The sequence below is a fragment of the Celeribacter sp. ULVN23_4 genome (assembly GCF_054788345.1).
Map to the genome: position 1 here is coordinate 101,620 of NZ_JBTVYO010000001.1, position 26,600 is coordinate 128,219.

Sequence of the window (26,600 nt, forward strand, 5' to 3'; positions counted from 1 at the left end):
GGCTCAATCCTCGCCGCCTGCCGGGGTCACTTCGGTCGGGCGCGATTTTTTGCGGCGTTTCAAGAGCCAGGCCACGCCCATCAGATCGACAATCCCCACGAGCCCACGTTGCAGGTTCGAATAATGCGAGCGACCGCCCCCACGGGCGCGGTGCGACACATCCACATGGGCAATCTCCCAACCATCGCGCGCAAACAGCGCCGGTAGATAGCGGTGCATGTGATCGAAGTAAGGCAGCGCCAGAAAATCGTCTCGGCGGAAAGCCTTCAGCCCGCAACCGGTGTCGCGTGTGCCATCCTTGAGGATTTTGGAGCGCAGAGCGTTGGCGAATTTCGAGGCGTAGCGCTTGGAGAACGTGTCCTGCCGCCCGACGCGCTGACCGGCCACGAGGCCGATCGTGTCGCCATTCGGCCCGGCAAAGGGCGCGATCATGTTTGGAATTTCCGTGCCCGGGTTTTGCCCGTCACCATCCAGCGTGCAACAGATCGTGCCGCGCGCCGCGCGTGCGCCCGTGTGGACGCCTGCCGATTGCCCGCCAGAACGGTCGTGCCGGATCACCCGAAGCTGCGGCATGCTCTGCATCCGCTGGCTGAGAATGTCCGCCATACCGTCGTCAGACGCATCGTCGATCACGATGATCTCATAGGCGCCAATCGGCGCACAGGCCGTGGCGATCTCGTCGAGCAAAGCCCCGATATTCTCCGCCTCGTTGCGGCAAGGAATAATTATGGAGGTGTCACACATGCGCTGTACCGCCTTAAACAAAAGTCGCCCCGCGCTTACCGGAGCCGCCTCTTGATGTAAAGCGAAACGCCCTTTCCCCGTCCGTCACAGGCTTAATCCAGCCCGCGCTCCGGATCGCTGAGCGAGGGCACTTGCCGCGCCCAAAAGGCGTATTCGCCCGAGGTCGCCCGTTCAAACAGCGCCTCAAGCGTCGCCAGAGGATCTCTTTCGTCATAATCCACCCGAAGCGTCAAAGGCGCGCGATCCTCATGTAGAATCAACAGCGCCGCAGACAAAAGCCCCCGGCTGTCCCCGCCCTGCGCTTTCCCGGCTTTCAGACCCGCGAGCAGACGTTTTCCCAAAGCCCCTTCTGCCCCGAGATACCCATCGCGAATGGCCTCAAGCACTTTGAGATCGCTCAACAGATTGCCTGCGACAATCCCATTTTCAAAAGCCAAAGCGCCTTTCGCGTCCGTATTGTTGCCCCCGGTAAAGGCCGCCCCGGCCCCGCTCAGACCAAGCGCGGACAATTGCCGGTCGGCCCGGTTGCGATCCGCCCCGGTGATCTCCGCGACAGCCTGCTCTGCTGTCATTCCCGCGCGCATCCGTGCAAGCACATCTTCGCCCCAGAAGGTCGAAGGGGACGCGCCTTGCGAGGCGGACATGCCCGAGCGCAGCTCACCGCGCAGCACCCAACCACCGACGCAGAGGCTCCCTGTCGCCGCAGCCCCGGCGATTGCGCCGGTCTCAGGGTCTCTGACGAGAAGGGAAAAGGTCATATCGCGGTCCTTGGCTGTGTTTCGCCTCCTATTTCGGCACAAACTCGGCGCGGCTTCAATAATTATCATGATAAATTGACTGAAAAAATTATCGTGATAAATTTGATTCTAATAAATACCCATCCGATAAGCAGGGAGTGCAAACGATGGACCTTCTGAACTGGACGCGCCGCGGCCTGATGACCACGGCTGCCGCCACCTTGATGACCAGCGCCGTAACCGGCCTTCTGACCCTTGGCGCAACCGCCCCCGCTCTTGCCGAAACGCCGCCCGGCGTGCTGATCGTCGGCCAGATCGCTGAGCCGAAATCACTCGATCCGGCAGCTGTGACGGCAGTGAACGATTTCCGCATTCTCGTGAACCTCTATGAAGGCCTCGTGAAATACGCCCCCGGCACGCTCGAAGTCGCACCGGGTCTGGCCGAAAGCTGGGAGATTTCCGAGGACGGCACGGAATATACCTTCCACCTGCGCGAGGGTGTGATGTTCCATGATGGCACACCGTTCAACGCCGAGGCCGTGAAGTTCAACTTCGATCGGATGCTGAACGAGGATCACCCCTATCACGACACCGGCCCCTTCCCGCTCGCGTTCTTCTTTTCCGCCATTGAGGAAACCGTGGTGGTGGACGACTATACCGTGACGTTCAAACTGAACGGCCCCTACGCGCCCTTCTTGTCGAACCTCGCCTACCCGACAGGCCTGATGGTCTCCCCCGCCGCCGTTGAACAATATGGCGCGGATTTCGGACGTCATCCGTCCGGCACAGGCCCGTTCAAATTCGCCGAATGGCGCTCGAACGAAGCCGTCGTGATCGAGAAGAACCCGGACTATTGGGGCGAAGCTGCTGGCACTGAGGCGGTTGTCTTCCGCCCGATCACTGACGCCAACACCCGCGTCGCCGAAATGCTGGCGGGCGGCATCGATATGATGGTCGAGGTTCCGCCGACTGCGTTGTCGCAATTCCAAGGCGATGAATTCAACGTGGTCGAACAGGCCGGGCCGCACCTTTGGTTCCTGATCCTGAACGCCAAGGAAGGCCCCTTTGCCGATGTGCGCGTCCGTCAGGCCGCCAACTACGCAATCAATAAAGAGGCTCTGGTGAACGACGTGCTCGAAGGCACCGCCGATGTCGCCGCGGGTCCGACCCCGCCCGCTTTCGCATGGGCCTATAACGACGATCTGTCGCCCTATCCTTATGATCCTGAAAAAGCCAAAGCGCTTCTGGCGGAGGCCGGTGTCGAGAAACCCGAGATCACCTTCTTTGTCACAGAAGGCGGCTCCGGCATGCTCGATCCGATCCCGATGGGCACCGCCATTCAGGCCGATCTCAATGCCGTCGGGTTCGACGTGAAGATCGAGACCTATGAATGGAACACCTTCCTTGGCGAAGTGAACCCGGGGCTTGAGGGCAAGGCGGACATGGCCGAGATGGCATGGATGACCAACGATCCGGACACGCTGCCGTTCCTCGCGCTGCGCACCGAGGCATGGCCAGACAAAGGCGGCTTCAACTCCGGCTATTACTCCAACCCGAAAGTTGACGAGCTGTTGGACAAAGCCCGCGTCGCCACAGATCAGGACGAACGCGCCGCGCTTTACAAAGAGATGCAGGCCATCGTTCAGGAGGACGCTCCGTGGGTCTTTGTCGCCAACTGGAAACAGAATGCTGTGACCACCGATCGGGTCGGCAACTTCTCTCTTGAGCCCTCCTTCCTTCTGCAACTGCAAAGCGTGACCAAGAACTGATTTCTTATCCTTTTTCGGGGCGGTCCTTTGTTCCCTTGAGGATCGCCCCGAGATTTTGGCGTGCCGTTCCGTCACCCAGCCCTCGTCAAAGGGTCCGACAAAAGTCCGACAGAACGCCGACACTTTTCCGACACTCATTTTCGCCAGCCACAGGGAGAGCACACCCATGGGCAGCTACATCCTGAAACGCCTGATTTCCGCCATTCCGGTACTCTTCGGCATCACCGTGATCGTGTTTCTGATCATGTCGATGATCCCCGGCGACCCGGCCACCGCCATCCTCGGCAGCTACGCCACGCCCGAGAATGTCGAAAAGCTCAATCGCGATCTGGGGCTCGATAAACCTTTGGTTCAGCGCTATTTTATCTGGCTCGGCAATATGCTGACCGGCGATTTCGGGCGATCCTTTTCACTCAATCGGCCCGTACTCGATGAAATTCTGGAGCGCTTCAGCGCCACGCTCGTTCTGGCTGGCACCTCCTTTATCCTCTGCGCCGTGCTTGGCATCCTCGCAGGCGCGGTGTCCGCTGCCCGCCAATACGGCCTCGCTGACAAGCTCATCACCTTCATCGTCCTCATCGGCATCTCCATCCCCAGCTTCTTTCTGGGCATGATGATGATCCTGATTTTTGCTGTTCGTCTCAAATGGTTGCCCGTCTCCGGCATGTACGCAATCTACGGCGGCGGTGATCTCCCGGATCTGATCAACCACCTGATCATGCCCGCTTCCGCCTTGGCCGCAGTCGCCACGGGCGTCGTCGCCCGCATGTCCCGCTCCGCCATGCTCGAAGTGCTACGCCAAGACTACATCCGAACCGCCCGCGCCAAGGGCGTGAAAGAGCGCCGCGTGCTTTTGGGCCACGCCTTGCGCGCCGCGATGGTGTCGATCATCCCCGTTCTGGGCATTCAGGCGGGCTTCGTGCTGTCGGGTGCCGTCTATATCGAGATGGTGTTCCAATGGCCCGGCGTCGGTCGGATGCTGGTCGATGCAATCCTTAAGCGCGACATCCTTTTGGTGCAGGGCGGGGTCGTGTTTGTCGCCGCCTGTTACGTTCTCTTCAACATCGCCGTCGATGTGGCCCAGAGCCTGCTCGACCCGCGCATCAAAACGTAAGGGGCTGATCTTATGACTTTTCTCCGGCTCCTCTTCCGCAACCGTCTGGCCGGCCTCGGCGCTGTTGTCCTTGGGCTGATCCTGCTGCTCGTGCTGATCTCGCCGCTACTTCCGCTGCCTGATCCGAATGCCACCGCGACGGCCGACCGTTTCCTGCGGCCTTTCTCCGCAGGCCACCTTCTCGGCACCGACCATCTTGGCCGCGATATCCTCGCACGCCTGATGTACGGCACCCGCGTCTCGCTCGCCATTGGTCTCGTCTCCGCCTTTCTCGCGGCCTTCTTCGGCTCCTCCATCGGCATCATCGCGGGCTATTTCGGAGGGCGCACCGACAACCTGATCATGCGCGCGATCGACATGCTCATGGCCTTCCCCTACATCCTTCTCGCTCTCGCCATCGTCGCCGCGCTTGGGCCGGGCCTGATGAACGCACTCATCGCTGTCGCAGCCGTCAATGTCCCGTTTTTCGCGCGTAATATCAGGGGGATCACCGTTTCCCTCGCCGGACGCGAATTCATCGACGCCGCGCGCCTTGCGGGGCTGGGACATACCCGGATCATCGTCTCCGAGCTGCTGCCCAACGTCCTCCCGGTCATCGTCATCGGCATCTCGACCACCGTCGGCTGGATGATCCTTGAAACCGCAGGCCTCAGCTTCCTCGGCCTCGGCAGCCAACCGCCCAATGCCGATCTTGGCTCCATGTTGGGCGAGGCGCGCGCAGCTTTGATCACCGCGCCGCACACCTCCATCGTGCCCGGCATCATGATTTTCCTGATTGTCATGTCGATCAACCTTCTTGGCGACGGTGTGCGTGATGCGCTTGACCCGCGCCTCAAATCCGGTGCTCTGTCGCGCCCCCGTGCGATGACGCTTGTGGACCGCAAAGCTGCGATCCCGGAGGCTGATCAAAAGGGTCTTCTGAACATCCAGTCGCTCGAAACCCAGTTCCATGTCGGCCCCCGCATTTACCGTGCGGTCAATCAGGTGTCTCTGCATGTCAATCCGGGTGAATGCCTTGGGATCATTGGTGAATCTGGCTCCGGGAAATCCGTGACTGCGCTCTCTGTCATGGGCCTCGTCGCCTCCCCTCCCGGCGTTATCACGGGTGGCGCGGTGCGCTATGGCGGCGAGGACTTGCTCGACGCGTCCTACGAAAGCCTGCGCTCGAAACGCGGCGAGAATGTCGCCTATATTTTCCAAGACCCGCTCGCCACCCTGCACCCGCTCTACAAGATCGGCGATCAGTTGGTGGAAGCGATCCAGTCGCACCACAGCACCTCGATCAAAGAGGCCCGTGCCAAGGCGCTTGAGCTGTTGAAGTCGGTACGCATCCCCAATGCAGAACAGCGCCTCGACAATTATCCGCATGAAATGTCCGGTGGGATGCGCCAACGCGTCGGCATCGCCATGGCTCTCGCCAATGACCCGGATGTCATTATCGCGGATGAGCCGACCACCGCGCTCGATGTGACGGTTCAAGCACAAATTCTTGCTTTGCTTGACGAATTGCGGCGCGAACGCGGGTTGGCGATCATCTTCATCACTCACGATTTTGGCGTCGTCGCTCAGCTTTGCGACCGCGTGGCGGTGATGTATGCGGGACGGATCGTCGAGGAAGGGCCGACCATGGCCGTACTCGATGCCCCCGCGCACCCCTACACCAAACGCCTGATCGCCTGTGTCCCCGAATTGGGCGGAGGGCGGCGCGAGCTGGCCGCGATCCCCGGATTGCCGCCCGTGGTCGATAAATTACCCGAAGGCTGCGCCTTTGCGGCGCGCTGTGACAAGGCAAAGGAGGCATGTCGACGTGGCGAGATCACGCTCGATGGCCAAGCCCCCCGCGCCGTGCGCTGCCTGTTTCCTGAGGAGGTCATCTGATGGTTGCTCTGAAAGTCTCTGATCTCTCGAAAACCTTCCCGCTTGCCAAGCCGCTCTTTGGCAAAGCCCCGCCGGGCGTGCGCGCCGTGCGGCCTATGTCGTTCGATGTTGAAGACGGAGAAACTCTTGGTATCGTTGGGGAATCCGGCTGCGGCAAGTCCACACTGGCACGCATGCTTGTCGGGCTTCTGGAGCCGACGGAGGGCCAGATCGAGATTGCGGGCAAGGCGCTCGACACGGCCGATCCGGCGGCGTTCGGGCGGCTCATTCAATATGTATTTCAGGATCCGATCTCCTCGCTCAATCCGCGCAAGACCATTCAGCAAATCATGGAAACCCCGCTCAAGCGCCTCCACGGCATGGATAAGGCGGAACGCGCGGCGCGGCTTAAGGAGATTTTCGCCTCAGTAAACCTGCGCGAAGAGTTTCTTGAGCGTTACCCCCATGAATTCTCCGGCGGTCAGGCGCAGCGGATCGGGATTGCGCGGGCGCTCGCCGCACATCCGCAGATCATGGTTCTGGACGAGCCGGTCTCCGCGCTCGACGTCTCCATTCAGGCGCAAGTTTTGAACCTTCTCGCCGATCTGAAGGCCGAATTTGGTCTGACCTACCTCTTTATTTCCCATGACTTAGCCGTCGTAGAGGCCGTGTCTGACCGGGTTGTCGTACTGTACTTCGGTTCAGTCGTGGAGATCGGGAAGGCGGAGGATATTTTCAAATCGCCGAAACACCCGTATACGAAGCTACTTGCCGACAGTGCACCTGTGGTTGGGCGGGCGCTGACTGCGCCCGAGCAGAAGGACAGCGAGCTGCCCGACCCGCTCAACCCGCCCACGGGATGCGCCTTTGCCGGGCGCTGTGTCCATGCAACGGAGCTGTGTCGGAGCAAAGAACCGGAATTGCGGACCATGGGGGAGAACCAGTTTGCCGCCTGTCACCACCCGATCGGAGGCTGAAACGCCCAAGGAATCAAAGCTTTCCCGTCCGGTCCGTGTGGCCGAGGCGATCAAGGCGCTGGTCGTCGAAGAAGAGATGAAACCGGGGGATCGGCTCCCGTCGGAACCCGACATGATGGTCCGGTTCGGCATGGCGAAGGGCACGATCCGGGAGGCGATGCGCATCCTTGAAGCGCAGGGGTTGATCAAAACACGAACCGGTCCGGGCGGAGGAGCGTTCGTCCATGAGGTGAGCCGGGAGCGGGCCAAGGCTTTGCTTGGAAATTACTTTTATTTCAATAGCTTGACGATTGGCGACATCTATCAAATGCGCCGATCGCTTGAGCCTGAAAACGCCGCATCACTGGCCGGAACTCTGTCAGATGATGTGCTCGACAAGCTCCAAGGCATCATCGCACTTTACACCTCACCGGCCCAAACGCCCGAGGAGGAGCGCGAACAACATCTGGCCTCACTCCGGTTTCACGCGCTTCTGGCGGATCAGTCACGCAACCCGCTTTTGGGCTTCATCATTGATTTCATGGTGAAACTTCTGTCCGACATCACGGTCTACCGACAGCTTTACACACCGGTGAACCCGGCTCTACGGGCCCGCGGCGTGGATTATCAGACCCGGCTTTTGGCAGCGCTCCGAGAGGGCGACGCGGGCGCGGCGCGCGCGATTATGAAGGCGCATATGGAGAACGCATGGACGCTGATGGGCGATCAGGAAGCGATTGCGCTGAGCCGCTTCCTGCCTGAATAACCCATAAATTCAACTGTCGGCAAAGCGTCGGACTTTTGTCGGACTTTCGTCGGACCCCGGCGCTCTGCTTGCCACGGTGTTTTAAGCCGATTGCTGATAGCCGCCGTTGTAATCTTCGCTCTTCCGGCGAATTTGCGAATGCTCGACGATCCGCTCACGGGCAATGCCACGGAAGTCTTCGAGAGACGAGAAGCCTTTGCGCTCCAGATAATCGCTCAGGTCGTCGATCAACTCCTGAATGAGTTTGACGCCAACGCCGCCACTGCCTTTTTCCTCCATCGCGGCGGTGCAGACCTGCAGGTTCCCCGCCCCTTGCACGATGAAGTTGAACGCCTCGTGGAAGCCTTTGATCCCGCCGATGCCGGAAATGGCTTTGTCCGGATAGGCGCGCGAGATATCGGAGACGCGCAGCAGCGCTTGGTTCAAAATGGCCAGCCCGCCTTGACCGCCGGAGGTGACGAGACCATCGACCTCGGCTTCGAACTTCATGGTCTCAGGGTCCATCAGCGGCAGAGAGGGGAAGGTATTGCACAGAGAGATCGCCGAAGCGCCCGCAGCATAAGCTGCTCCGGCCCCCGCGACGAGCGACGAGGTGGCGGGCGTCAGTTTCACCCAGATCGGAACGCTGACCACCTCGGTCACGGCCTTGAGAACCGAGCGGATGATGTCTTCGTCATTGGCGATATGCGCGCCCATGTCTTTGCGGTCCATGTGCGGACAGGACATATTCAGCTCCAGCGCATCACAACCGGCATCGACGCAGGCGGTGGCGAGCTTGCGCCAATTGTTCATTTCCTCTTCAGAGCCCGCGCCCGCCATGATCGAGGCGATGAGCATCCGGTCGGGATAGGTGGCTTTGATTTCTTCGAGATCCGGCAGCCATTGTTCGAGGGGCTGGTCCGAGATCAGTTCCCAGTTCCACGAGGAATGAGACACCGTGTCCGGGCGCTTCATGCGGGACACATAGGGTTTCGTTTCGCTGGTGCGTTGGTAGATCGTTTTCGGCCCAGCGACATTTTCCACCGGGTGCAGCCCGATGGTTTTGGTGACGACACCACCCCAGCCTGCCTCGAAGGCCTTAAGAATTTTACGTTTGCTTTCCGTCGGCGGCGCGGAGGCCAGAACGAATGGATTAACGAACTCAAGGCCTGTGAAAGTCGTAGCAAGTTTGGTCAACGTGGCATCCCCCATATTTGACTATCTGGTCAAAATCCTCAGTTTGCTGAAAAAGAAAGTCAACAACGATCCCGACGGTCCTATCGCGGAGAGGTCAAACACGGCCCATTTGAAGCGAGATGCGGTGCGTTTTGCTTAAAAAACAGCAAACGATCAAAAACTGCGGGAAAATTGGGCGCTCGGCGTATCTCAGACACGGCAAAAAACAAACGCCCCCGGTCCGCACACCGGGGGCGTTTGCCCTTCAGGTCGAACGGAACGAACCGACCGTCAGGATTCTGTGACCTTCTTCGGCTTCACGAGGGACTCGATCGTGTAGACCAGAATGGCCATGCCAATCGCGCCCATCACGGCGACGCCGAGGAAGACGATCAGATCCACCGCACCGCCGATGTCGGAGGGGGCGGAATGGGTCATCGCCATGACGAACCACACGGCCAAAACCGCGCCGACCGGCATGGACAATTGCGCCCAAAGGAATTTGCGCCAGCTCACCGCACGGTCGCGGATCAGCACATAGAGATAGGCCAGCGTCACCACAGCGGCGACGACGACCATGGCCCAGAACACACCCCGTCCGAAGATTTCCTCGAACACGGCAATCAGGGTCTGAAACGTAAGATCTTTCATGTCGCTCTCTCCTTATGCCTTGCCGCGCAGCATGGCGTTGTAGGTGGCTTTGAGGGCCACTTCTTTCATCAGCCAGGAAATCCACAGCTCTTCGAGCGGCGGGATGATCCCCGGGAAAGACGGCGTGAGGTTATTGTTGTAATCGAACTCCACCAGCATGGCGCGACCGATCTTGGTGATCATCGGACAGGAGGTGTAGCCGTTGTAGGTCTCGGACGGATCGCTGTCCGCGATGACGGAAACGATCTGGTCTTCGACCACCGGCACCTGCCATTTGACAGAGGCGGCGGTTTTGCCCTTCGGCACACCGGCGACATCGCCGAGCGCCCAGATTTCCGGGTAGCGCAGGTGACGCAGCGTGGCCTTGTCGCATTCGACCCAGCCCTGATCGGTCCATTTATCGGCCCAAGAGAGGCCGGACTGACGGATCACCTCGGGAGCGCGCTGCGGCGGGATGAGGTGGATGTAATCGTAATCCATCTCTTCGGTGCCGTCGGCGGTGTTGAAGGTGACACGCTTGGCCCCTGCATCGATGGATTTCACCGTGTGCTGGTAAACCGGCGCGATATCGCGGTCGCCGAAGAGCATCCGGACTTTTTCCGACACGATCGGCACACCGAAGAGCGCACCGTCATGAGCGGCATAAGTGATCTCGGCCTTACCGCGATTGTCCGCGCGGCGCAGGCGGTCGTCGATCAGGAAGGTGTGCTTGAGCGGCGCACCGGCACATTTCATCTCGGTGCCCGGACGGGTGAAAATCCCGTGACCGCCCTCTTCGATGAATTTGGACGCAGCTTTCCATGTGGCGGCGGCATATTGCGGCCCTGCATAGAGCGCGCCGATGCCGTTTTCACCGACCATATCGAGGGAGAAGCCCTCAATGGCGTCATGATCAAGGATAAGACCGGGGGCCACGACGAGGAAATCGTAAGAGAGGGTCTGACCGCCCTCTGTGGACACGGTTTTCGCGACGGGGTCTATGGCGGCGGCTTTTTCCTGAATGAGGGTCACGCCTTTGGGCAACCAATCGGTGGTCTCTGAGACCACGTAATCGGCAGGCTTGAGGCCGGCGGCCACGAGGGTGAGGCCCGGTTGGTAGAGGTGCTGTTTGCGGGGGTCGATCAGGGTGATCTGTGCGCCTTCGAGACGACCGACAAGGCGATTGGCCAGAGCGGTGCCGCCTGCGCCTGCGCCGATGATGACGATCTTGGCGTTGGTTTTCACTGAGGCCGCACGGGCTTCACCGGAGGTTGCTGCAAGCGCGGTGGCCCCGGCGGCGAGCCCGAGAAACCCTCGCCGATTGACCGCGGGGGAGTTGGGTGAGTGCATGTCTTTCTCCATATAAATTTATGCATATTATTGCATGTTTATTTTGGAAAATTCCGCCCGTTATGGAGGGCGGGCGGAATTTTGGCTTTGGGCGCTCCGGGGATGGTGGAACGACAGCCCCGGAGCATTGCCACCTGAATGAAGGGACGTATCAGGCGGTGTCGTCGTGCTCGTTGGACAGACGCGCGTCTTCGCGCATCTCAAGCCACATCGCGTTCAGAACCGCGAAGAGAGCAGCGAGCGGGAGGCCAAGGATCCAGGCGAAATACCACATAGTTCGCTCCTTTCTCAGTAGCTTTGAGCGTTGGATTCGATCTCTTCCTCGGTGACCTTGCCCCAGAGCACTTTGTAGACCCAGGAGGTGTAGGCGAGGATGATCGGAACGAAGATGACCGCACAGATCAGCATAATGAACAGAGTCAGATGCGAGCTGGAGCTGTCCCAAACGGTGAGGGAGCTGTTCGGGTCAACGGTCGACGGCAGGATGAACGGGAACATCGTGAGGCCCACCGAAGAGATGATGCCGAAGATACCCAGTTTCGACCAGAGAAGGGTCGAAACTTCTTTGCCTTTGCGCAGCCCCATCACAGCCATGGCGATACCGAAGAAGGCAAGCACAGGCGCGATGATGATCCACGGACGGTCCGAATAAGCCTGCATCCAGGAGCCATCATGGGCAACCTCGGACAGAAGCGGGTTGGACGGGCCGTCTTTCACCACGTCACCGACAATGTGGTAACCTTTGATGCCAAAGGCGAGCCACAGACCAGCGAGCGCATAGGTCACGGCTGCGACAATACCTGCCACGGTGCCGATTTTCTGCGCACGCTGTTGCACAGCGCCTTCGGTTTTCAGGCCGAGCCAAGCAGCCCCGTGCATCAGAAGCATGGAGAGCGAGACCACACCGGCGAGAAGCGCGTAGGGGTTCAGCAGACGCAGCAGCTTCATGATGGCATTGCCGTCATACATCGGCATCAGCATGTCCGGGGTGAGGTGGAACGGAACGCCCTGAAGCACGTTGCCGACCGCGACACCGAAGACCAGAGCCGGAACCGCACCGCCCACGAAGAGCGCCCAGTCCCAGTTCCGACGCCATTTGGCACCGTCACGTTTGGAGCGGTATTTGAAGCCCACCGGACGCAGGATGAGGGCTGCGAGGATCAGGAACATCGCGAGGTAGAACCCGGAGAAGGACACCGCGTAGAGCGGCGGCCAAGCGGCGAAGATCGCGCCACCACCGAGGATGAACCACACTTGGTTGCCTTCCCACACGGGGCCGACGGTGTTGATCACGATGCGACGTTCGACGTCGGTTTTGCCGACGAAGGGCAGCAGAGCGCCAACCCCCATGTCGAACCCGTCCGTGAGCGCGAAGCCGATCAGCAGAACCCCGAGGAGCAACCACCAGATCACGCGAAGGACTTCGAAGGAAATCAAATCATGCAAGATCATTGTTTCTTACTCCGCAGGATTGAGGAGCGCGTCATCGGCGCTGAGGCGTTTTTCGTGGCGTTTCATCCACTCATCCGTTTCAGCAACGTCGATATACGGTCCTTTTTTGATGTATTTGATCATCAGGCCCATCTCGATGATGAACAGCACCGTGTAGAAAATCACGAAGCCAGCCAGAGTGATCAGCAAGTCAGTCACCGACAGGTGCGAGGCCGACAGAGCCGTCGGAAGCACACCGTCCACGGTCCAGGGCTGACGTCCGAATTCGGCGGTAAACCAACCAAGTTCAGCAGCAATCCACGGGGCCGGGATGATGACAACGGCCAGACGCAGAGCCCAACGCGGGTAGTTCATACCTTTGAAGGACGTCCGGTAGAAGAAGTAGAGCATCACAGCGATGAAGCTGAAGCCGAGCGCCACCATGATCCGGAAGGACCAGAACAGCGGCGCAACACCCGGAACTGTGTCATCAGCGGCCTGAGCGATTTGCTCATCTGTTGCCTGACGAGGATCATCCACATAGCGTTTGAGCAACATGGCAAATCCAAGATCGGCAGAGTGTTCCTCGAAGGTGGCACGCACCTCGACAGGGGTTGCATCACGCTGTTCGCGGATCGTCATCAGCGCGTCATAGGCGATGATGCCGGAACGGATTTTTTCACCTGCCTCCTCAACCAGTTGTTCGATCCCCGGAATCTGCGTGTTGAGAGATCGCGTGCCGATCAGGCCCATCACGTAAGGCACGTGAATGGCGTAGTGGGTTTCGCGCGCTTCACGATCCGGAAGACCGACCAGCGTGAAGGAGGCAGGCGCTTCCTGAGTTTCCCACATGCCTTCGATGGCTGCGAGTTTCATACGCTGGGTGTGCGTTGCGTTATAACCGGATTCATCACCGAGGATGACCACGGAGAAGGCCGACGCCAGACCGAAGGCCGCAGCAACGGCGATGGAACGACGGGCAAGCTCGGTGTGGCGGCCTTTGAGCATGTACCAGGCCGAAACGCCCAGAACGAACACGGAAGCGGTCACGTAGCCAGCGGAAACGGTGTGCACGAATTTGGCCTGAGCCACTTCGTTGAAGACCACTTCGAAGAAGTTGGTCATTTCCATCCGCATGGAGTCGGGGTTGAATTCGGCACCGACCGGGTTTTGCATCCAGCCGTTGGCGATCAGAATCCAGAGCGCGGAGAAGTTGGAGCCGATAGCGACAAGCCAAGTGACGATGGCGTGAGCCACTTTCGACATCTTGTCCCAGCCGAAGAACATCAGGCCGACGAAGGTCGCTTCCATGAAGAAGGCCATAAGCCCTTCGATGGCGAGCGGCGCGCCGAAGATGTCACCCACATAGTGGCTGTAGTAAGACCAGTTCATACCGAACTGAAATTCCATCGTGATCCCGGTGGCCACACCGAGCACGAAGTTGATCCCGAACAGTGTTGCCCAGAATTTCGTCATCTGCCGCCAGATAGGCCGGCCGGTCATGACGTAGACCGTCTCCATGATCGCCACGATGATCGACAGACCAAGCGTGAGCGGCACGAAGAGGAAATGGTACATGGCTGTCATCGCAAATTGCAGACGGGACAGCTCAACGAGTCCGAACTCCATTTTCCCTTGCTCCTTTCCTGCGAAAACATGTTTCGCAGATACATATTTGTGACGCCGGATTAAAACGCCACACGCTGGGGTACTTTGACCCAAATCAAGAATGCCATATTACAGATGTATTTTAATGTGACCGCGACATGGCGGCGCGCTCTCCCGTTTTGCGATCACTTGCCTGTGATCGGTTCAAAAACCTTCCTGCTCAGGAGCCTTTATTGCTCCCTGTGAGACGCAGAATGCGATCTGCAGCCCCTCGCTCTTCGACACGGTGAGCGGCCATGAGCACAGCGGTCTGCGGCAAGGAAGCACGAATTGCGCGCAACACCCGCTCCGCCGTGGCGTGGTCGAGCCCCTCGGTCGGTTCATCCAGCAAAAGCACCTCCGGCTGACGCAGGATCGCGCGCGCCAGAACCAAGCGCCGCGTTTCGCCGCCGGACAATCCGGAGCCACGCGGACCCAGCCGGGCGTCGAGCCCGCCTTTTGCTGAAATGACCTCTGTGAGAGCCACCGTGTCCAATGCCGTCCAAAGCGCGGCCTCGTCGGCCTCTGGTGCGGCCAGTCTTAAATTCTCTGCAACTGTGCCCTGTATAAGGGCCGAGCGCTGCCCCACAAGGGTCACAAGCCCCGGCAAACAACCTGTAACATCTTGATCACAAAACATAACCCGCCCCGAAACTGGTCGGATCGCCCCGGCAGCCAGCAAAAGAACCGTGCTTTTGCCAACGCCGGACGGCCCTTGCAAAGCGACCCAATCGCCGGGGGACAGCGTCAGATTGAAATCTTCGATAACCGAATGCGCATCGCCTCGGGCAAAGCTCACATGGTCAAAGCTCAGTACCATCGGCCCCGTTGGAATCGTTGTCGGAGCGGGCTCAGACGGGGCGTCGAGCTGCTCGGTCACGCGGCGCGCGGCACCGACCATGCGCCCGATCTCCGCCACCGCACGGCGCAGCGGCGCGACGGTTTCCATCAGCGCGAGAGCGGTGAAAAATCCGATGGCCGCGCGGGCCGGGGTGATCTCTCCGGCCTCCGCCAAAGTCCCACCAATCCAAAGCGCCGCCGCCCCGGCCAAAGCACTGACCACCATCAGCGCGGCACCGGCTTGGCGTTCGTGATGATCCGTGAGCGTGGCAGCCTCTTGACGCCTTTTTTCGGCGATTTGGCTGTCCTCCACTTGACGCGGCAACTGGCCGTACACGGCAAGATCTTCGCGGGTCGTCAGCAGATCGATAAAACGTGTCCGGAAGGCCTGCGCGGCCGCTTCCGCGCGGCGCGAAGGGGCACGGGCCCGACGCATGCCCCAGAGCAACACCCCGAATCCGCCCACCACATAGATCGCGAAAATCGTGAGAGCGACGGAGGGCGCCACCAGCCACGACAGGATCGCAAGGGCCAGAAGCTGAGACGCAGCACCCGCGATCAGCGGCACGAACAGACGCAGAGGCACACCGTCGAGCGCATCAACATCGGCGAGAATGCGGTTCAGCGCCTGCGCACCGCGCAGACGGATCAACCGCTCATGCGCGCGCAGCGAGAGCGCAGACAGCAGTGCCACCCGAAGTCGGGTCAGCGCGCGGAGGGTCGCGTCATGGGTCAGAACCCGCTCGCCGTAGCGCGTCGCAGTGCGGGTGATGGCGAGAAAGCGCACCATGGCGGAGGGGCGGAACACATCGAACACCGCGCCCGTGCCCGCAAGCCCCGCCGCAGAGGCGGCAACGATGAACCAGCCAGACAGCCCAAGCAGCGCGCCACCCATCATCAGCACCAGCGCCGCGAGCAGCAGACCGCGACCAAGCGCCTTGGTCTCGCCGCGCATCATGACGCGGAAAATATACCAGAGCCTACGCATCGGAGCTGTCCTCCTGCTGGGCCGGTAAATGGGCCGGGGTGATCTCGATCACCATATCCATCTTGGCGATGAGCCGGGGATCATGGGTGGCAACGATCAGGGTCGCGCCTCGGCCCTGAAGCGCCAGAAGGGCTTCGGTCACCCGATCGGCGGTCTCTTGGTCGAGATCGGCGGTGGGTTCGTCGGCGAGCACCAAATCGGGCGCAGGCGCAAGCGCACGGGCCAGCATGACACGACGGGCTTCCCCGCCTGACAAACCGCCCCCGGTTTCGCCCAAAACGGTCAGGTCGCCTTTCGGCAAAGCCTTGAGCACGCCGTCGAGCGCCGTGGTCGAGATCAAATCGGGAGACAGGACCCCGCCGAAAGAGATGTTGTGGCGCAGGGAGCGCCCGAGGAACATCGGGGCCTGCGGCATCCAGCCGAGACGTGCGCGCCATGCGTCCGCCGTCTCTTCATCCAAAGCTTCCCCCGCGACGGTGATCTCGCCGGAGGCCGGACGGTCCAGCCCGGCGATCAGACGCAGAAGCGTGGTCTTGCCCGACCCCGAAGGTCCGGACAGCGCAACCCGCGCGCCGGGGGCAATGCCGGTGTCCGGATAGGAAATCACCCGCGCCCCGCGTTGCGCGGTCACGCCCCGCAAAATGACGGAAGCCGATCCCGGAAGCGGAGCCACTTTGGCCCCCTGCCCCAACAAGGTTTCCGGCTCATAGTCGTCCCATTCCGCCAGCTCCCCGGTCACCGCGAGGGCGGCGGCCTTGTCATGCCATGCGGCAGACAGATCACGTAGCGGCTGGAAATAGTCGGGGGCGAGCAGCAAAAGGAAAATGCCGCCCCAAGGGGTGATGCCACTGCCATAAGCGCCCCAAGAAATCTCGCCCAGCAGAGAGAAACCGACCCAGACCGCGACCATCGCCACACCAAGCGCGGCGAAGAGTTCGAGCACGGTGGAGGACAGGAACGCGATGCGCAGCACCGCCATGGTGCGGGAACGCAAATCGTCGGCGGCCTTATCAAACCGCTCGATCAGGCGCGGCGCGGCGCCGAGAAGGCGGATGTCCGCAAGGGCCGCGAGACGGTCCACGAGCAGATCGCCGAGCGTGCCGATTTCCTGCATCTGCTGCTCAGAAGCGTCTTTCGCGGCATAACCGACAAGCGCCATGAACAGCGGGATCAGTGGCCCGGCGACAACAAAGACCAGCCCGACGGCCCAGCTTTGCCAGAAGGCAAGCGCGAGGATCGCGAAAGGCACGGTCATCACCCGCATCTGCGCGGGTGCATAACGCGTGATATAGGGCAAAAGGGCGTCGAGCTTTTCACCCGCCAAAGCCGCCATCGCGCCCGGCCCGCCCAACGGCGAATGTGCCGTGCTTTGTGCCTCGCGGGCGAGGATTTTGCGGCGCGTCGTGGTGACGATGGATTGCCCAGCGCGGAACAACACCCCTTCGGCCAGATAGTTGAGCAGCAACCGCAGAGCCGCAAAACCGAGAAATGCGAGCGTGCCGGTCTGGATCGAAACCCCGCCCTCGCCAAGCAGAAGCCGGGAGAATAGCGCCGCGACAAACGCCGCTTGCGGCAGCCACAAGAGAGAAGACAGCGCCGTGAGACGGGACGCCAAAGCGATCGAACGTGCTTCGGACGCCAAAAGCACCTTGAGCATCCGCTTATCGGCGGAGGGCTGCTTTTTTGTCTCTGTTGTCATGCGCGCGTGATCCGGCGGTGTTTCTGTTCTGTTGCGGCGTTGTAGGCACGTCCCGCCACAGGATGCAATCGCGTGCCCGGTCCGCGACGGCTGACTGCGTCGGGGTGTCTCACCTCACTTAGACCATGACAGGGAGATTCAAATGTATTTTTGCCCGCTTGCCTTTACGTCATGAAACTTTCACTTGGCGCGGAAAATTAATTCGATTATTCGCGAATTATGGAAAAGACTAACTTCGACTCACCCTCGGCCACCAAGGCCTTTGCCGCGCTCGGCCATGCCGGGCGGCTCTCGGTGTTCCGCATGATCATGCGTTTCGCCCCCCGCCCTGTGCGTCCCACGGAAATCGCGGAGGCGCTCGATCTGAAAGCCAACACGCTGTCGGGCTATCTCTCTGACCTCACGCAGGCCGGGTTGATCGAGGCCGAGCGCGAAGGGCGTTCACTCTATTACAAGGCCGCTCTGGAGCACTGTGACGCACTGGTGTCCTATCTGGTGAACGACTGCTGCCGCGGGCGTCCGGAAACCTGTCTGAACAGCTTCCCAATGACCGGAGAACGCCCCTACCGTGCGCTGTTTCTCTGCTCCGGCAATTCGGCCCGCTCAATCATGGCCGAAGCCCTCTTGCGTGATCTCGGCGCGGGCCGATTTGACGTCACCTCTGCCGGGACCATGCCCAGCGGTGAGATCAATGCGCAGACCCGCGCACTTTTGGAGCGCGAAGGTCATGACACGTTGGGACTTTGGTCCAAAAGCCTGTCGCAGGCGCAAGGCAACGACCAAGGTTTCGATTTCGTCTTCACCGTCTGCGACACCGCCGCGAGCGAAGACTGCACCCCGTTGCCCGGCCAACCGCTGTCGGCCCATTGGGGCCTGCCCGATCCGGTGAAAGCCGAAGGCACGGAGGCGGAGCGTGCCTTGGCCTTTGCGAAAACCTATGACGCGCTGCGCCGCCGGATCGAAGTGTTCACTTCCCTTCCCATAGATAAGCTCGACCGCCTGTCGCTTCAGGCGCGGATCGACGACCTCTCTGATCTATAAAGGACATCTCACATGCCCGAATTTGCCCCTAAAATTGCGCTCAACGGCCTTGGCCGGATCGGCAAACTCGCCCTGCGCGACCTGTTCGACCGGGGGCTTGGCGAGAATATCGTCCTGCTCAACGATCTGGCCGGAGATGCGGAGCAACATGCGCTCCTGTTAGAATTCGACTCGGTACACGGGCGCTGGAATGCGGACATTTCCCATGACGCCGACAGCCTCACCGTGAACGGCACGCATATGATGCTGACCCGCAAGGCGAAGATCGAAGACCTGCCGCTCGAAGCGATGGGCATCGACATGGTGATCGACTGCACCGGCTATTTCAAAACCGCCGAGCGCATCGCGCCCTATTACGCCGCAGGTGTCAAAAAGGTCGTCGTCTCCGCCCCGGTGAAAGACGGCGGCGCGCTGAACCTCGTTTACGGGGTGAACAGCGATCTCTACGTGCCGGAGGAGCATGATCTGGTGACGGCAGCCTCCTGCACCACGAACTGCCTCGCGCCGGTGGTGAAGGTGATCCACGAAAAGCTCGGGATCAAACACGGCTCGATCACCACGATCCATGACGTGACCAACACGCAGACCATCGTGGACTGCCCCGCAAAAGACATGCGTCGGGCGCGCTCCGCACTCAGCAACCTCATTCCGACGACGACCGGTTCGGCGACGGCAATCACGCTGATCTACCCGGAACTCAAAGGTCGGTTGAACGGTCATGCCGTGCGCGTGCCGCTTTTGAACGCCTCGCTGACCGATTGCGTGTTCGAGGTCGAACGCGAGACCACGGCGGAAGAGGTGAACACGCTATTCAAAGCCGCCTCCGAAGGCGAGTTGGCGGGCATTCTCGGGTTCGAGACACGGCCTCTGGTGTCCTGCGACTATATCAACGACTCGCGCAGTTCCATCGTGGATGCCGGTTCGACCATGGTGATCAATGGCACGCAGGTGAAAATCTACGCCTGGTATGACAACGAATGGGGCTATTCCTGCCGTCTGGCCGATATCGCCCGGATGGTCGCGGGGGCGATGTGATGACGGCGATCCCGGCGGAGACCCCGCCATCCAACCCGATGCGCGCCTATATGGCGGTGACGGCAGCCTATTGGGCGTTCATGCTCTCGGACGGCGCGCTGCGCATGCTGGTGCTCTTGCATTTCAACGGGCTCGGGTTCTCGCCGCTGCAACTGGCGTGGCTGTTCCTGCTCTATGAGATTGCCGGGATCGTCACCAATCTCTCGGCGGGCTGGCTGGCGGCGCGTTTCGGGCTGGCCTCGACGCTGTTCGGCGGGCTGGGATTGCAGATCGCGGCGCTTGTCGCCTTGGCGCAGCTTGATCCGGCGTGGTCGGTCGGGGCCTCCGTCGTCTATGTCATGGCCGTGCAAGGCGCATCCGGCGTGGCGAAAGACCTGGCCAAGATGTCCTCCAAATCGGCGGTCAAGCTTTTGGCCCCCTCGGCAGATGGCGCCCTGTTCAAGTGGGTCGCGGTTCTGACCGGCTCGAAGAACGCCATCAAGGGGCTTGGCTTTTTCCTCGGCGCAGCCCTCTTGGCCGTCGCGGGCTTTGGCGCGGCAGTCTGGGGCATGGCGGCGGTGCTTGCCGTGATCCTCATCGCCATCGTGATCTTCCTGCCGAAAGGCCTGCCGACCGGCAAAAAAGGCACGAAATTCTCCGCCGTCTTCTCGAAAGACCCACGGATCAACCGGCTGAGCCTTGCGCGCATGTTCCTCTTCGGGGCGCGCGATGTGTGGTTCGTCGTCGGCCTGCCGATCTATTTCGAACATGTGCTCTCCGATGGAACGCCGGAAGGCGGACGCGCGGCGTTCTTTCTGGTCGGCGGCTTCATGGCGCTCTGGATCATGGCCTATGGGCTGGTGCAGGGCACGGCCCCGAAGCTTCTCAAATCGGTGACGACGGACGAGCGCGCCACCACGCGCACGGCGGCCCGTTGGGCGGGATACCTGACACCGATCCCCTTCGCACTTGCCGCTCTCGCTTTGATCGCAGGCGATCCGGCGCTTTGGCTCACGCTGTCGCTGGTGGCGGGGCTATTGCTCTTTGGCTTCGTCTTCGCGGTGAACTCCTCCGTGCATTCCTATCTCATCCTCGCCTTCTCCGGCGCGGAGCGGGTGACGATGGATGTGGGCTTCTACTACATGGCCAATGCGGCGGGGCGTCTTCTCGGTACGCTTTTGTCGGGTCTGTCCTATCAGGCCGGGGGCCTGCCCCTATGTCTGGCGACCGCAGGGATCATGGCGGGGCTGAGTTTTCTCTCTGTCCGCCGCCTTGAAACCTGACCGGATGATCTGAAATTACAGGATTATTCCTGAAAAAACTTTGCATCCCCGCGCGAACGCGCGGGGTTTGCATCAATTGTCCGCAATTTTGCAAAGCAAACTTCATCCTGTCGAAAAAAGGGCTTTACCACAAGTCAGTGCGGTGCTTATCACTCAGCGCCAAAGAAGCAGGCCGGCGCAAAACCGGCATCTCTGGAGGAAAGACCATGACCACGCGCGACATCACACTCATCGCCCTGTTCACCGCATTGACCGCCGTTATGGCGGTGTTTCCGCCGGTGACCTTGCCACTCCTGCCCGTACCAATCACCGCACAATCTCTCGGGGTGATGCTCGCAGGCGGCATTTTGGGCGCAAAACGTGGCGGGCTTTCGATCCTTTTGCTTTTGGTGCTCGTCGCCATCGGCCTGCCGCTTCTGTCCGGTGGCCGCGGCGGTCTCTCCGTCTTCTTCGGCCCGACGGCAGGCTTTTTGTTCGGCTGGCTCGTGGCCGCTTTCGTCATCGGTTGGCTGACCGAGAAATACTGGGACGGGCTGTCCTTCATCTCTGCCACGCTGATCTGCGTTCTGGGCGGCATTGTCGTACTTTACGGCATCGGAATTCCGGGCATCACGATCATGGCGGGCGTACCGCTCTCCAAAGCTTTCATGGGCTCCGTGGCCTTCATCCCCGGCGACATCGTGAAAGCCCTGATCGCCGCCGCCGTAATGGTGACAGTCAAAAAATCCTACCCGATCATTGGTCAGGCTGCGTAAATCATGACGATGCACTTCGACAGGGTCTGTGTCAGCAAAGGCCCACGCGAGATCCTGTCGGAGATCACATTGGAGCTGTCCGAGCACCGCGTCGGCGTGATCGGCAACAACGGCTCTGGCAAAAGCACGTTTCTCCGACTTTTCAATGGGCTGGAGAAACCCTCAACCGGCACGGTCCGGTTTGATGACACCACGGACGATCTGCGCCGCCATGTCGGCTTTATGTTTCAGAACCCGGACAATCAGATCGTCTATCCGATGGTCGAGGAAGACCTCGCCTTCGGTTTGAAATCCCGAAAACTGCCGAAATTCGACGTCGCCGAGCGGATCGAGCGGGTGCTTTCCGATCTGTCCCTCACCCATCTGCGCGAGCGCCTGACCCATCAACTGTCGGGCGGCGAGAAACAGATGGTGGCGTTGGCGGGCGTCTTGGTCACCGCCCCCGAAATGATCGTGTTCGACGAGCCGACAACGCTTTTGGACCTGCGCAATAAGATGCAGTTCATGCGGGTGCTCAAGACCCTGCCCCAGCCCGCCGTGGTGGTCTCGCATGATCTCGATCTTCTGTCCGGCTTTGACCGTATCCTGCATATCGCGGACGGGCGCATCCATGCGGATGGGAAACCCGAGGACGTGATCCCCGCGTACAAAAAGCGCTGCGAAAATTTGGGCGAATGCTGAGCGATCTCTACATCCCCGGCGACAGCCTTCTGCACCGAGCGCGACCCGCGTGGAAACTGGCGTTTCTGTTTCTCTATTGCACGACAGTTTTCGTGATCGCCCAGCCGCTGATGCTCACGGCCGGGCTTGTGCTTGTGGCATTCGCATATGGGCTCGCCGGTCTGTCCGCCCGCGACGCCTTCACCGCGATCCGACCCGCACTGTTCGTCTTAGCGATCATCTTTGCCGCGCAGCTCTGGCTCGAAGATCTGGCCTTCGCGATCTATGTCACCTTGCGTCTGGTCGCGCTTTTGATGGCCGCAGCTTTGGTCACTTACACCACGCGCGCCAGCGAGTTCACCGAAGGCATTCTCGCCCTTCTGTCGCGCGCGCCCGCTTGGGTGCCGAAGGACAAGATCGCGCTGGCCATGTCGCTCGTCTGGCGGTTCATCCCGATGATCCGCGCGCAGTTCGACGAGGTCCGCGAGGCCCAACGCGCGCGCGGGCTGGAACGGAATATGCTGGCGCTGGTGGTGCCTTTGGTGGTGCGCACATTGAAGACCGCCGACGAGGTCGCCGAGGCGATCACCGCACGGTCGCTCGATTAAAGCACGCGTTTCAATCCCGACTGCACCTTCAAAAGTTTCGGCAGATAGGTCGGCACCAGAGCATGCGCCTTGTCCTGCGTCGCGGCCATGCCAGTGTTGAGCGCGGCCACGACATGACCATGCCCATCCACCAGCGGCACGGCGATGGAACGCAGGCCGATCTCCACCTCCTGATCAATGACCGCATAGCCCTGTTTGCGGGCGTCCTCGATGCGTTTCATGATCTCGTCCGGGTCAGTGACGCTGAACTTCGTGCGTGGCGACAGGTCGGAGGCTTCGACAATGGTGCGCGCTTCGTCTTCCGGCAGAGCGCCCAAAAGAATACGCCCCATGGACGTGCAATGCGCTGGCAGACGCGAGCCGGGCATGAGACCGATGGACATCACCCGTTTCTGCGCGGCGCGGGCGAGATAGACGATCTCGGTACCGTCCAGGATCGACACGGAACAGCTTTGCCCGATCTGCTCGGTCAGCTGATCAAGCCAGGGCTGGACGATTTGCGGCAGAGGCAGGGCGGAAATCGCCCCCATGCCCAGTCGCAACGTGCGCGGGGTGAGGGTAAAAAACTTGCCGTCATAATCGGCATAGCCCTCCGCATGCAGCGTCAAAAGACAGCGCCGCGAGGTGGCGCGGTCGAGGCCCGTCGCCTTGGACACATCGGTGATCGACAGCTTCGGCGTTTTCGCCCCGAAACATTCGAGAACCCGCAGCCCTTTCGCCAAAGATGAGATGGTATCGGAAGATTTGTTCGCCATACGCACGACTTTTCGCGTGATACGAACAAATGTCAATATGCGCACAAAAGGACTCGTCGCCACAGCAGCGCAGCGTTACATCACCATCATAATCTGGAGGATATCATGGATAAAACCATTTCAACCGTGGCCGAGGCGGTCGCGGAGATCCCCGACGGTGCTGTCGTCATGATCGGCGGCTTCGGCGGGTCCGGCGCACCGATCGAACTCATTCACGCCCTGATCGACCGCTTCCGCGCCACCGGCAGCCCGAAGAACATCACCGTGATCAACAACAACGCGGGCAACGGCTTCATCGGCATCGCCGCGATGATCAAAGCGGGCATGGTCAAGAAGATGATCTGTTCCTTTCCGCGCTCGTCTAACGCCGAGGCGTTCAACGAGAAATACCTCGCCGGAGAGATCGAGCTTGAGCTGGTGCCCCAAGGCACGCTCGCCGAACGTATCCGTGCGGCTGGCGCAGGCATCCCGGCCTTCTACACGCCGACATCGTTTGGCACGGAACTGGCCGAGGGCAAGCCGACCGAAGAATTCGACGGCAAGATGTATGTGCGCGAGAACTGGCTGAAGGCCGATTTCGCTCTCATCAAAGGTCAGGACGGCGACACGGTCGGCAACATGACCTACCGCATGGCGGGCCGGAACTTTAACCCGCTGATGGCGATGGCCGCCGCGAAAACCATCGCACAGGTCTCTGTGCTTGGCGAACCCGGCTCGATTGATCCGCAGCAGGTGATCACCCCCGGCATTTTCGTCGACGCAATCGTCGAAGTGTCTGAACCGCAACAAGAAGAAGTGCTCGTGCGCACGGGAGTGGTCTACTGATGTCCGGTTTCAACATTATGGAAGACAAGCTCTCCAACGCTCAAATCGCATGGCGCGCGGCGCAGGATATCGAGGACGGCTCCTATGTGAACCTCGGCATCGGCTTCCCGGAAATGATCGCCAAATTCCAACCGGAAGGCCGCGACATCACCTATCACACCGAAAATGGTGTGCTTGGCTTCGGCAAAGCCCCGGCCGAGGGTGAGGAAGACTGGGATCTGATCAACGCTGGTAAAAAAGCGATCACGCTGAACCCGGGCGCGTCCTTCTTCCACCATGCCGACAGCTTCTCGATGGTCCGTGGCGGCCACTTGGACCTCGCTGTGCTCGGCGCCTATCAGGTTGCGCAAAACGGCGATCTGGCCAACTGGCGCGTCGGCTCCAAAGGCGTTCCGGCCGTTGGCGGCGCGATGGACCTTGTCCACGGCGCGAAACGCGTGGCCGTGGTCACCGATCACGTCACCAAAGACGGCGGCCCGAAACTGGTCGAGACCTGTACCTTCCCGCTGACTGGCGTGGGGTGTGTGACCCGCGTCTATACCTCTCTGGCGGTGATCGACATCGAAGGCGGCAAGTTCGTCCTGCGCGAAAAGCTTCCGGGGATTTCCTTGGAAGAATTGCAAGCGGTGACGGGCGCGACGCTCCACACCGAAGGCGATGTGGCTGATCTTATCGTTCCGGAGGACCTGTGATGACCGACGTTTATATCTGCGACTACATCCGCACCCCGGTGGGCCGTTACGGCGGCGCACTGTCGTCTGTGCGGGCCGACGATCTCGGCGCGATCCCTCTCAAGGCGCTGGCCGAGCGCAACCCGTCGATGGACCTCTCCGCGATTGACGATGTGATCTTTGGCTGTGCCAACCAAGCGGGCGAAGACAACCGCAACGTCGCGCGCATGTCGCTGCTGCTCGCGGGCTACCCCGACACGGTGTCCGGCACGACGATGAACCGTCTGTGCGGCTCCGGCATGGATGCGATCATCACCGCAGCGCGCGCGATCAAAGCAGGCGAAGCCGATCTGATCATCGCGGGCGGCGTCGAAAGCATGTCCCGTGCGCCCTTCGTGATGCCGAAAGCCACCACCGCCTTTTCGCGCTCGAATGAGGTCTATGACACCACCATCGGCTGGCGTTTCGTCAACAAGCTGATGAAGGCGCAATACGGTGTGGATTCCATGCCGGAAACCGCCGAGAACGTGGCTGAAGATTTCAACATCTCCCGCGAGGACCAAGACCTCTTCGCCCTGCGCTCCCAGCAAAAAGCTGGCGCTGCGATGGCGAACGGTCGTCTTGCAAAAGAGATCGTTCCGGTGACGATTCCTCAGCGCAAAGGCGATCCGATCGTGGTCTCCGAAGACGAGCACCCGCGCCCGTCCACGACGTTGGAAGCGCTGCAAAAGCTGAAAACCTTCGTGAAAGCCGACGGCACCGTGACCGCAGGCAACGCCTCTGGTGTGAACGATGGGGCTGCGGCTCTGATCCTCGCATCCAAGGAAGCGGCTGAAAAACACGGGTTGAAACCGATTGCGAAAGTGCTTGGCGGTGCCGCCGCCGGTGTCGCGCCGCGGATCATGGGCTTTGGCCCGGCGCCCGCGTCCAAGAAACTGATGGCGCGTCTGGGTCTTAAGCAAGAAGACTTCGCGGTGATCGAACTTAATGAGGCCTTCGCCTCGCAAGGCCTCGCGACGCTCCGTGATCTGGGCATTGCGGACGATGACCCGCGTGTGAACCCGAACGGCGGTGCGATCTCCATCGGCCACCCGCTCGGCATGTCCGGCGCGCGGATCACCGGCACGGCGATGCTTGAGCTGAAACCGGGAGAGAAATCGCTCTCGACCATGTGTATCGGCGTCGGTCAGGGCATCGCGATTGCTCTGGAAGCCGTCTGACAAGACAGACCCTATGCCCCCGCCGATAGCAAGATCGGACGGGGGCAGCAGGTCTCATCTCCCGACGGAACAGTCGAGCGCCGAA

Annotated in this window: 25 protein-coding genes; 14 read left to right on the forward strand and 11 right to left on the reverse strand. The window is 60.7% G+C overall.

Going from position 1 to position 26,600, the window contains the following annotated elements; genetic code table 11:
- Nucleotides 1-3 precede the first annotated feature (3 nt).
- Both ACYBHZ_RS00490 and ACYBHZ_RS00495 read right to left on the reverse strand, forming a co-directional pair.
- Nucleotides 4-744, reverse strand: a complete 741-nt coding sequence (locus tag ACYBHZ_RS00490) for a glycosyltransferase family 2 protein (RefSeq protein ID WP_460272226.1) — start codon at nt 742-744, stop codon at nt 4-6.
- Between the two features lie 92 nt (nt 745-836).
- Complete coding sequence (locus tag ACYBHZ_RS00495; RefSeq protein WP_460272227.1) at nt 837-1,502, reverse strand: DUF1028 domain-containing protein; 666 nt, start codon at nt 1,500-1,502, stop codon at nt 837-839.
- 146 nt (nt 1,503-1,648) lie between these two features.
- Here ACYBHZ_RS00495 and ACYBHZ_RS00500 point away from each other — a divergent pair, with 146 nt between their 5' ends.
- The 5 genes from ACYBHZ_RS00500 to ACYBHZ_RS00520 all read left to right on the forward strand — a co-directional run bounded on the left by ACYBHZ_RS00500 (nt 1,649) and on the right by ACYBHZ_RS00520 (nt 7,943).
- On the forward strand, nt 1,649-3,250 hold the full coding sequence (locus ACYBHZ_RS00500) for an ABC transporter substrate-binding protein (RefSeq protein ID WP_460272228.1): 1,602 nt from the start codon (nt 1,649-1,651) through the stop codon (nt 3,248-3,250).
- A gap of 166 nt (nt 3,251-3,416) precedes the next feature.
- Nucleotides 3,417-4,364 carry an ABC transporter permease gene (locus tag ACYBHZ_RS00505; protein WP_460272229.1) on the forward strand — a complete coding sequence of 316 codons (948 nt, stop codon included), beginning with the start codon at nt 3,417-3,419 and terminating at the stop codon, nt 4,362-4,364.
- Between the two features lie 12 nt (nt 4,365-4,376).
- The gene (locus ACYBHZ_RS00510; protein ID WP_460272230.1) at nt 4,377-6,242 is read left to right on the forward strand and encodes a dipeptide/oligopeptide/nickel ABC transporter permease/ATP-binding protein; all 1,866 of its coding nucleotides are present in this window, start codon (nt 4,377-4,379) and stop codon (nt 6,240-6,242) included.
- Entirely contained in the window at nt 6,239-7,198 is a 960-nt protein-coding gene (locus tag ACYBHZ_RS00515; RefSeq protein WP_460273167.1) for an ABC transporter ATP-binding protein, read from the forward strand. Before ACYBHZ_RS00510 ends, ACYBHZ_RS00515 begins: the two co-directional genes overlap by 4 nt.
- Entirely contained in the window at nt 7,167-7,943 is a 777-nt protein-coding gene (locus ACYBHZ_RS00520) for a FadR/GntR family transcriptional regulator (protein ID WP_460272231.1), read from the forward strand. Before ACYBHZ_RS00515 ends, ACYBHZ_RS00520 begins: the two co-directional genes overlap by 32 nt.
- Before the next feature lie 81 nt (nt 7,944-8,024).
- Here the strand turns inward: ACYBHZ_RS00520 and ACYBHZ_RS00525 are convergent, their stop codons facing one another.
- The 8 genes from ACYBHZ_RS00525 to cydD all read right to left on the reverse strand — a co-directional run bounded on the left by ACYBHZ_RS00525 (nt 8,025) and on the right by cydD (nt 17,683).
- Nucleotides 8,025-9,119, reverse strand: coding sequence for a tRNA-dihydrouridine synthase (locus ACYBHZ_RS00525; protein ID WP_460272232.1), 1,095 nt, complete (start codon nt 9,117-9,119; stop codon nt 8,025-8,027).
- Between the two features lie 270 nt (nt 9,120-9,389).
- Complete coding sequence (locus ACYBHZ_RS00530) at nt 9,390-9,749, reverse strand: DUF5368 domain-containing protein (protein WP_460272233.1); 360 nt, start codon at nt 9,747-9,749, stop codon at nt 9,390-9,392.
- Nucleotides 9,750-9,761: 12 nt separating this feature from the next.
- The gene (locus ACYBHZ_RS00535) at nt 9,762-11,078 is read right to left on the reverse strand and encodes an NAD(P)/FAD-dependent oxidoreductase (protein ID WP_460272234.1); all 1,317 of its coding nucleotides are present in this window, start codon (nt 11,076-11,078) and stop codon (nt 9,762-9,764) included.
- 151 nt (nt 11,079-11,229) lie between these two features.
- Complete coding sequence (gene cydX / locus ACYBHZ_RS00540) at nt 11,230-11,352, reverse strand: cytochrome bd-I oxidase subunit CydX (RefSeq protein ID WP_460272235.1); 123 nt, start codon at nt 11,350-11,352, stop codon at nt 11,230-11,232.
- A gap of 14 nt (nt 11,353-11,366) precedes the next feature.
- On the reverse strand, nt 11,367-12,530 hold the full coding sequence (gene cydB / locus ACYBHZ_RS00545) for a cytochrome d ubiquinol oxidase subunit II (protein WP_460272236.1): 1,164 nt from the start codon (nt 12,528-12,530) through the stop codon (nt 11,367-11,369).
- Between the two features lie 6 nt (nt 12,531-12,536).
- Nucleotides 12,537-14,138 carry a cytochrome ubiquinol oxidase subunit I gene (locus ACYBHZ_RS00550; RefSeq protein WP_460272237.1) on the reverse strand — a complete coding sequence of 534 codons (1,602 nt, stop codon included), beginning with the start codon at nt 14,136-14,138 and terminating at the stop codon, nt 12,537-12,539.
- A gap of 199 nt (nt 14,139-14,337) precedes the next feature.
- On the reverse strand, nt 14,338-15,984 hold the full coding sequence (gene cydC, locus ACYBHZ_RS00555) for a thiol reductant ABC exporter subunit CydC (RefSeq protein WP_460272238.1): 1,647 nt from the start codon (nt 15,982-15,984) through the stop codon (nt 14,338-14,340).
- Nucleotides 15,977-17,683 carry a thiol reductant ABC exporter subunit CydD gene (gene cydD, locus ACYBHZ_RS00560; RefSeq protein WP_460272239.1) on the reverse strand — a complete coding sequence of 569 codons (1,707 nt, stop codon included), beginning with the start codon at nt 17,681-17,683 and terminating at the stop codon, nt 15,977-15,979. Before cydD ends, cydC begins: the two co-directional genes overlap by 8 nt.
- A gap of 219 nt (nt 17,684-17,902) precedes the next feature.
- Here cydD and ACYBHZ_RS00565 point away from each other — a divergent pair, with 219 nt between their 5' ends.
- The 6 genes from ACYBHZ_RS00565 (at nt 17,903) to ACYBHZ_RS00590 (ending at nt 23,044) form a co-directional block, all read left to right on the forward strand.
- Entirely contained in the window at nt 17,903-18,724 is an 822-nt protein-coding gene (locus tag ACYBHZ_RS00565) for an arsenate reductase/protein-tyrosine-phosphatase family protein (RefSeq protein ID WP_460272240.1), read from the forward strand.
- Between the two features lie 12 nt (nt 18,725-18,736).
- Nucleotides 18,737-19,759, forward strand: a complete 1,023-nt coding sequence (locus ACYBHZ_RS00570; RefSeq protein WP_460272241.1) for an ArsJ-associated glyceraldehyde-3-phosphate dehydrogenase — start codon at nt 18,737-18,739, stop codon at nt 19,757-19,759.
- On the forward strand, nt 19,759-21,021 hold the full coding sequence (gene arsJ / locus ACYBHZ_RS00575; protein ID WP_460272242.1) for an organoarsenical effux MFS transporter ArsJ: 1,263 nt from the start codon (nt 19,759-19,761) through the stop codon (nt 21,019-21,021). Before ACYBHZ_RS00570 ends, arsJ begins: the two co-directional genes overlap by 1 nt.
- 206 nt (nt 21,022-21,227) lie before the next feature.
- Nucleotides 21,228-21,776 carry a biotin transporter BioY gene (locus ACYBHZ_RS00580; protein ID WP_460272243.1) on the forward strand — a complete coding sequence of 183 codons (549 nt, stop codon included), beginning with the start codon at nt 21,228-21,230 and terminating at the stop codon, nt 21,774-21,776.
- 3 nt (nt 21,777-21,779) lie between these two features.
- Entirely contained in the window at nt 21,780-22,457 is a 678-nt protein-coding gene (locus ACYBHZ_RS00585) for an energy-coupling factor ABC transporter ATP-binding protein (RefSeq protein ID WP_460272244.1), read from the forward strand.
- Nucleotides 22,451-23,044 carry an energy-coupling factor transporter transmembrane component T family protein gene (locus ACYBHZ_RS00590; protein ID WP_460272245.1) on the forward strand — a complete coding sequence of 198 codons (594 nt, stop codon included), beginning with the start codon at nt 22,451-22,453 and terminating at the stop codon, nt 23,042-23,044. The genes ACYBHZ_RS00585 and ACYBHZ_RS00590 overlap by 7 nt, the downstream gene beginning before the upstream one ends.
- Here ACYBHZ_RS00590 and ACYBHZ_RS00595 read toward each other — a convergent pair.
- The gene (locus ACYBHZ_RS00595) at nt 23,041-23,799 is read right to left on the reverse strand and encodes an IclR family transcriptional regulator domain-containing protein (protein ID WP_460272246.1); all 759 of its coding nucleotides are present in this window, start codon (nt 23,797-23,799) and stop codon (nt 23,041-23,043) included. The two genes, ACYBHZ_RS00590 and ACYBHZ_RS00595, sit on opposite strands and share 4 nt — an antisense overlap.
- A gap of 105 nt (nt 23,800-23,904) precedes the next feature.
- On the opposite strand from ACYBHZ_RS00595, the gene ACYBHZ_RS00600 reads away from it, so the two are divergent.
- The 3 genes from ACYBHZ_RS00600 to pcaF are packed head-to-tail and all read left to right on the forward strand — an operon-like array spanning nt 23,905 to nt 26,515.
- The gene (locus ACYBHZ_RS00600; RefSeq protein ID WP_460272247.1) at nt 23,905-24,624 is read left to right on the forward strand and encodes a 3-oxoacid CoA-transferase subunit A; all 720 of its coding nucleotides are present in this window, start codon (nt 23,905-23,907) and stop codon (nt 24,622-24,624) included.
- 17 nt (nt 24,625-24,641) lie between these two features.
- Nucleotides 24,642-25,316, forward strand: coding sequence for a 3-oxoacid CoA-transferase subunit B (locus ACYBHZ_RS00605; protein WP_460273168.1), 675 nt, complete (start codon nt 24,642-24,644; stop codon nt 25,314-25,316).
- The gene (gene pcaF, locus ACYBHZ_RS00610; RefSeq protein ID WP_460272248.1) at nt 25,316-26,515 is read left to right on the forward strand and encodes a 3-oxoadipyl-CoA thiolase; all 1,200 of its coding nucleotides are present in this window, start codon (nt 25,316-25,318) and stop codon (nt 26,513-26,515) included. Before ACYBHZ_RS00605 ends, pcaF begins: the two co-directional genes overlap by 1 nt.
- The last annotated feature ends 85 nt before the right edge of the window (nt 26,516-26,600 follow it).

What these genes read in the sequence shown, in the direction of transcription:
- cydC (WP_460272238.1), bottom strand. Translation starts at nt 15,984, where the DNA reads ATGCGTAGGCTCTGGTATATTTTCCGCGTCATGATGCGCGGCGAGACC.
- ACYBHZ_RS00580 (WP_460272243.1), top strand. Translation starts at nt 21,228, where the DNA reads ATGACCACGCGCGACATCACACTCATCGCCCTGTTCACCGCATTGACC.
- ACYBHZ_RS00505 (WP_460272229.1), top strand. Translation starts at nt 3,417, where the DNA reads ATGGGCAGCTACATCCTGAAACGCCTGATTTCCGCCATTCCGGTACTC.
- ACYBHZ_RS00490 (WP_460272226.1), bottom strand. Translation starts at nt 744, where the DNA reads ATGTGTGACACCTCCATAATTATTCCTTGCCGCAACGAGGCGGAGAAT.
- ACYBHZ_RS00510 (WP_460272230.1), top strand. Translation starts at nt 4,377, where the DNA reads ATGACTTTTCTCCGGCTCCTCTTCCGCAACCGTCTGGCCGGCCTCGGC.
- ACYBHZ_RS00565 (WP_460272240.1), top strand. Translation starts at nt 17,903, where the DNA reads ATGGAAAAGACTAACTTCGACTCACCCTCGGCCACCAAGGCCTTTGCC.
- cydD (WP_460272239.1), bottom strand. Translation starts at nt 17,683, where the DNA reads ATGACAACAGAGACAAAAAAGCAGCCCTCCGCCGATAAGCGGATGCTC.
- ACYBHZ_RS00585 (WP_460272244.1), top strand. Translation starts at nt 21,780, where the DNA reads ATGACGATGCACTTCGACAGGGTCTGTGTCAGCAAAGGCCCACGCGAG.
- ACYBHZ_RS00570 (WP_460272241.1), top strand. Translation starts at nt 18,737, where the DNA reads ATGCCCGAATTTGCCCCTAAAATTGCGCTCAACGGCCTTGGCCGGATC.
- ACYBHZ_RS00495 (WP_460272227.1), bottom strand. Translation starts at nt 1,502, where the DNA reads ATGACCTTTTCCCTTCTCGTCAGAGACCCTGAGACCGGCGCAATCGCC.
- cydX (WP_460272235.1), bottom strand. Translation starts at nt 11,352, where the DNA reads ATGTGGTATTTCGCCTGGATCCTTGGCCTCCCGCTCGCTGCTCTCTTC.
- ACYBHZ_RS00595 (WP_460272246.1), bottom strand. Translation starts at nt 23,799, where the DNA reads ATGGCGAACAAATCTTCCGATACCATCTCATCTTTGGCGAAAGGGCTG.
- ACYBHZ_RS00590 (WP_460272245.1), top strand. Translation starts at nt 22,451, where the DNA reads ATGCTGAGCGATCTCTACATCCCCGGCGACAGCCTTCTGCACCGAGCG.
- ACYBHZ_RS00500 (WP_460272228.1), top strand. Translation starts at nt 1,649, where the DNA reads ATGGACCTTCTGAACTGGACGCGCCGCGGCCTGATGACCACGGCTGCC.
- pcaF (WP_460272248.1), top strand. Translation starts at nt 25,316, where the DNA reads ATGACCGACGTTTATATCTGCGACTACATCCGCACCCCGGTGGGCCGT.
- ACYBHZ_RS00535 (WP_460272234.1), bottom strand. Translation starts at nt 11,078, where the DNA reads ATGCACTCACCCAACTCCCCCGCGGTCAATCGGCGAGGGTTTCTCGGG.
- ACYBHZ_RS00530 (WP_460272233.1), bottom strand. Translation starts at nt 9,749, where the DNA reads ATGAAAGATCTTACGTTTCAGACCCTGATTGCCGTGTTCGAGGAAATC.
- ACYBHZ_RS00550 (WP_460272237.1), bottom strand. Translation starts at nt 14,138, where the DNA reads ATGGAGTTCGGACTCGTTGAGCTGTCCCGTCTGCAATTTGCGATGACA.
- arsJ (WP_460272242.1), top strand. Translation starts at nt 19,759, where the DNA reads ATGACGGCGATCCCGGCGGAGACCCCGCCATCCAACCCGATGCGCGCC.
- ACYBHZ_RS00600 (WP_460272247.1), top strand. Translation starts at nt 23,905, where the DNA reads ATGGATAAAACCATTTCAACCGTGGCCGAGGCGGTCGCGGAGATCCCC.
- ACYBHZ_RS00605 (WP_460273168.1), top strand. Translation starts at nt 24,642, where the DNA reads ATGGAAGACAAGCTCTCCAACGCTCAAATCGCATGGCGCGCGGCGCAG.
- cydB (WP_460272236.1), bottom strand. Translation starts at nt 12,530, where the DNA reads ATGATCTTGCATGATTTGATTTCCTTCGAAGTCCTTCGCGTGATCTGG.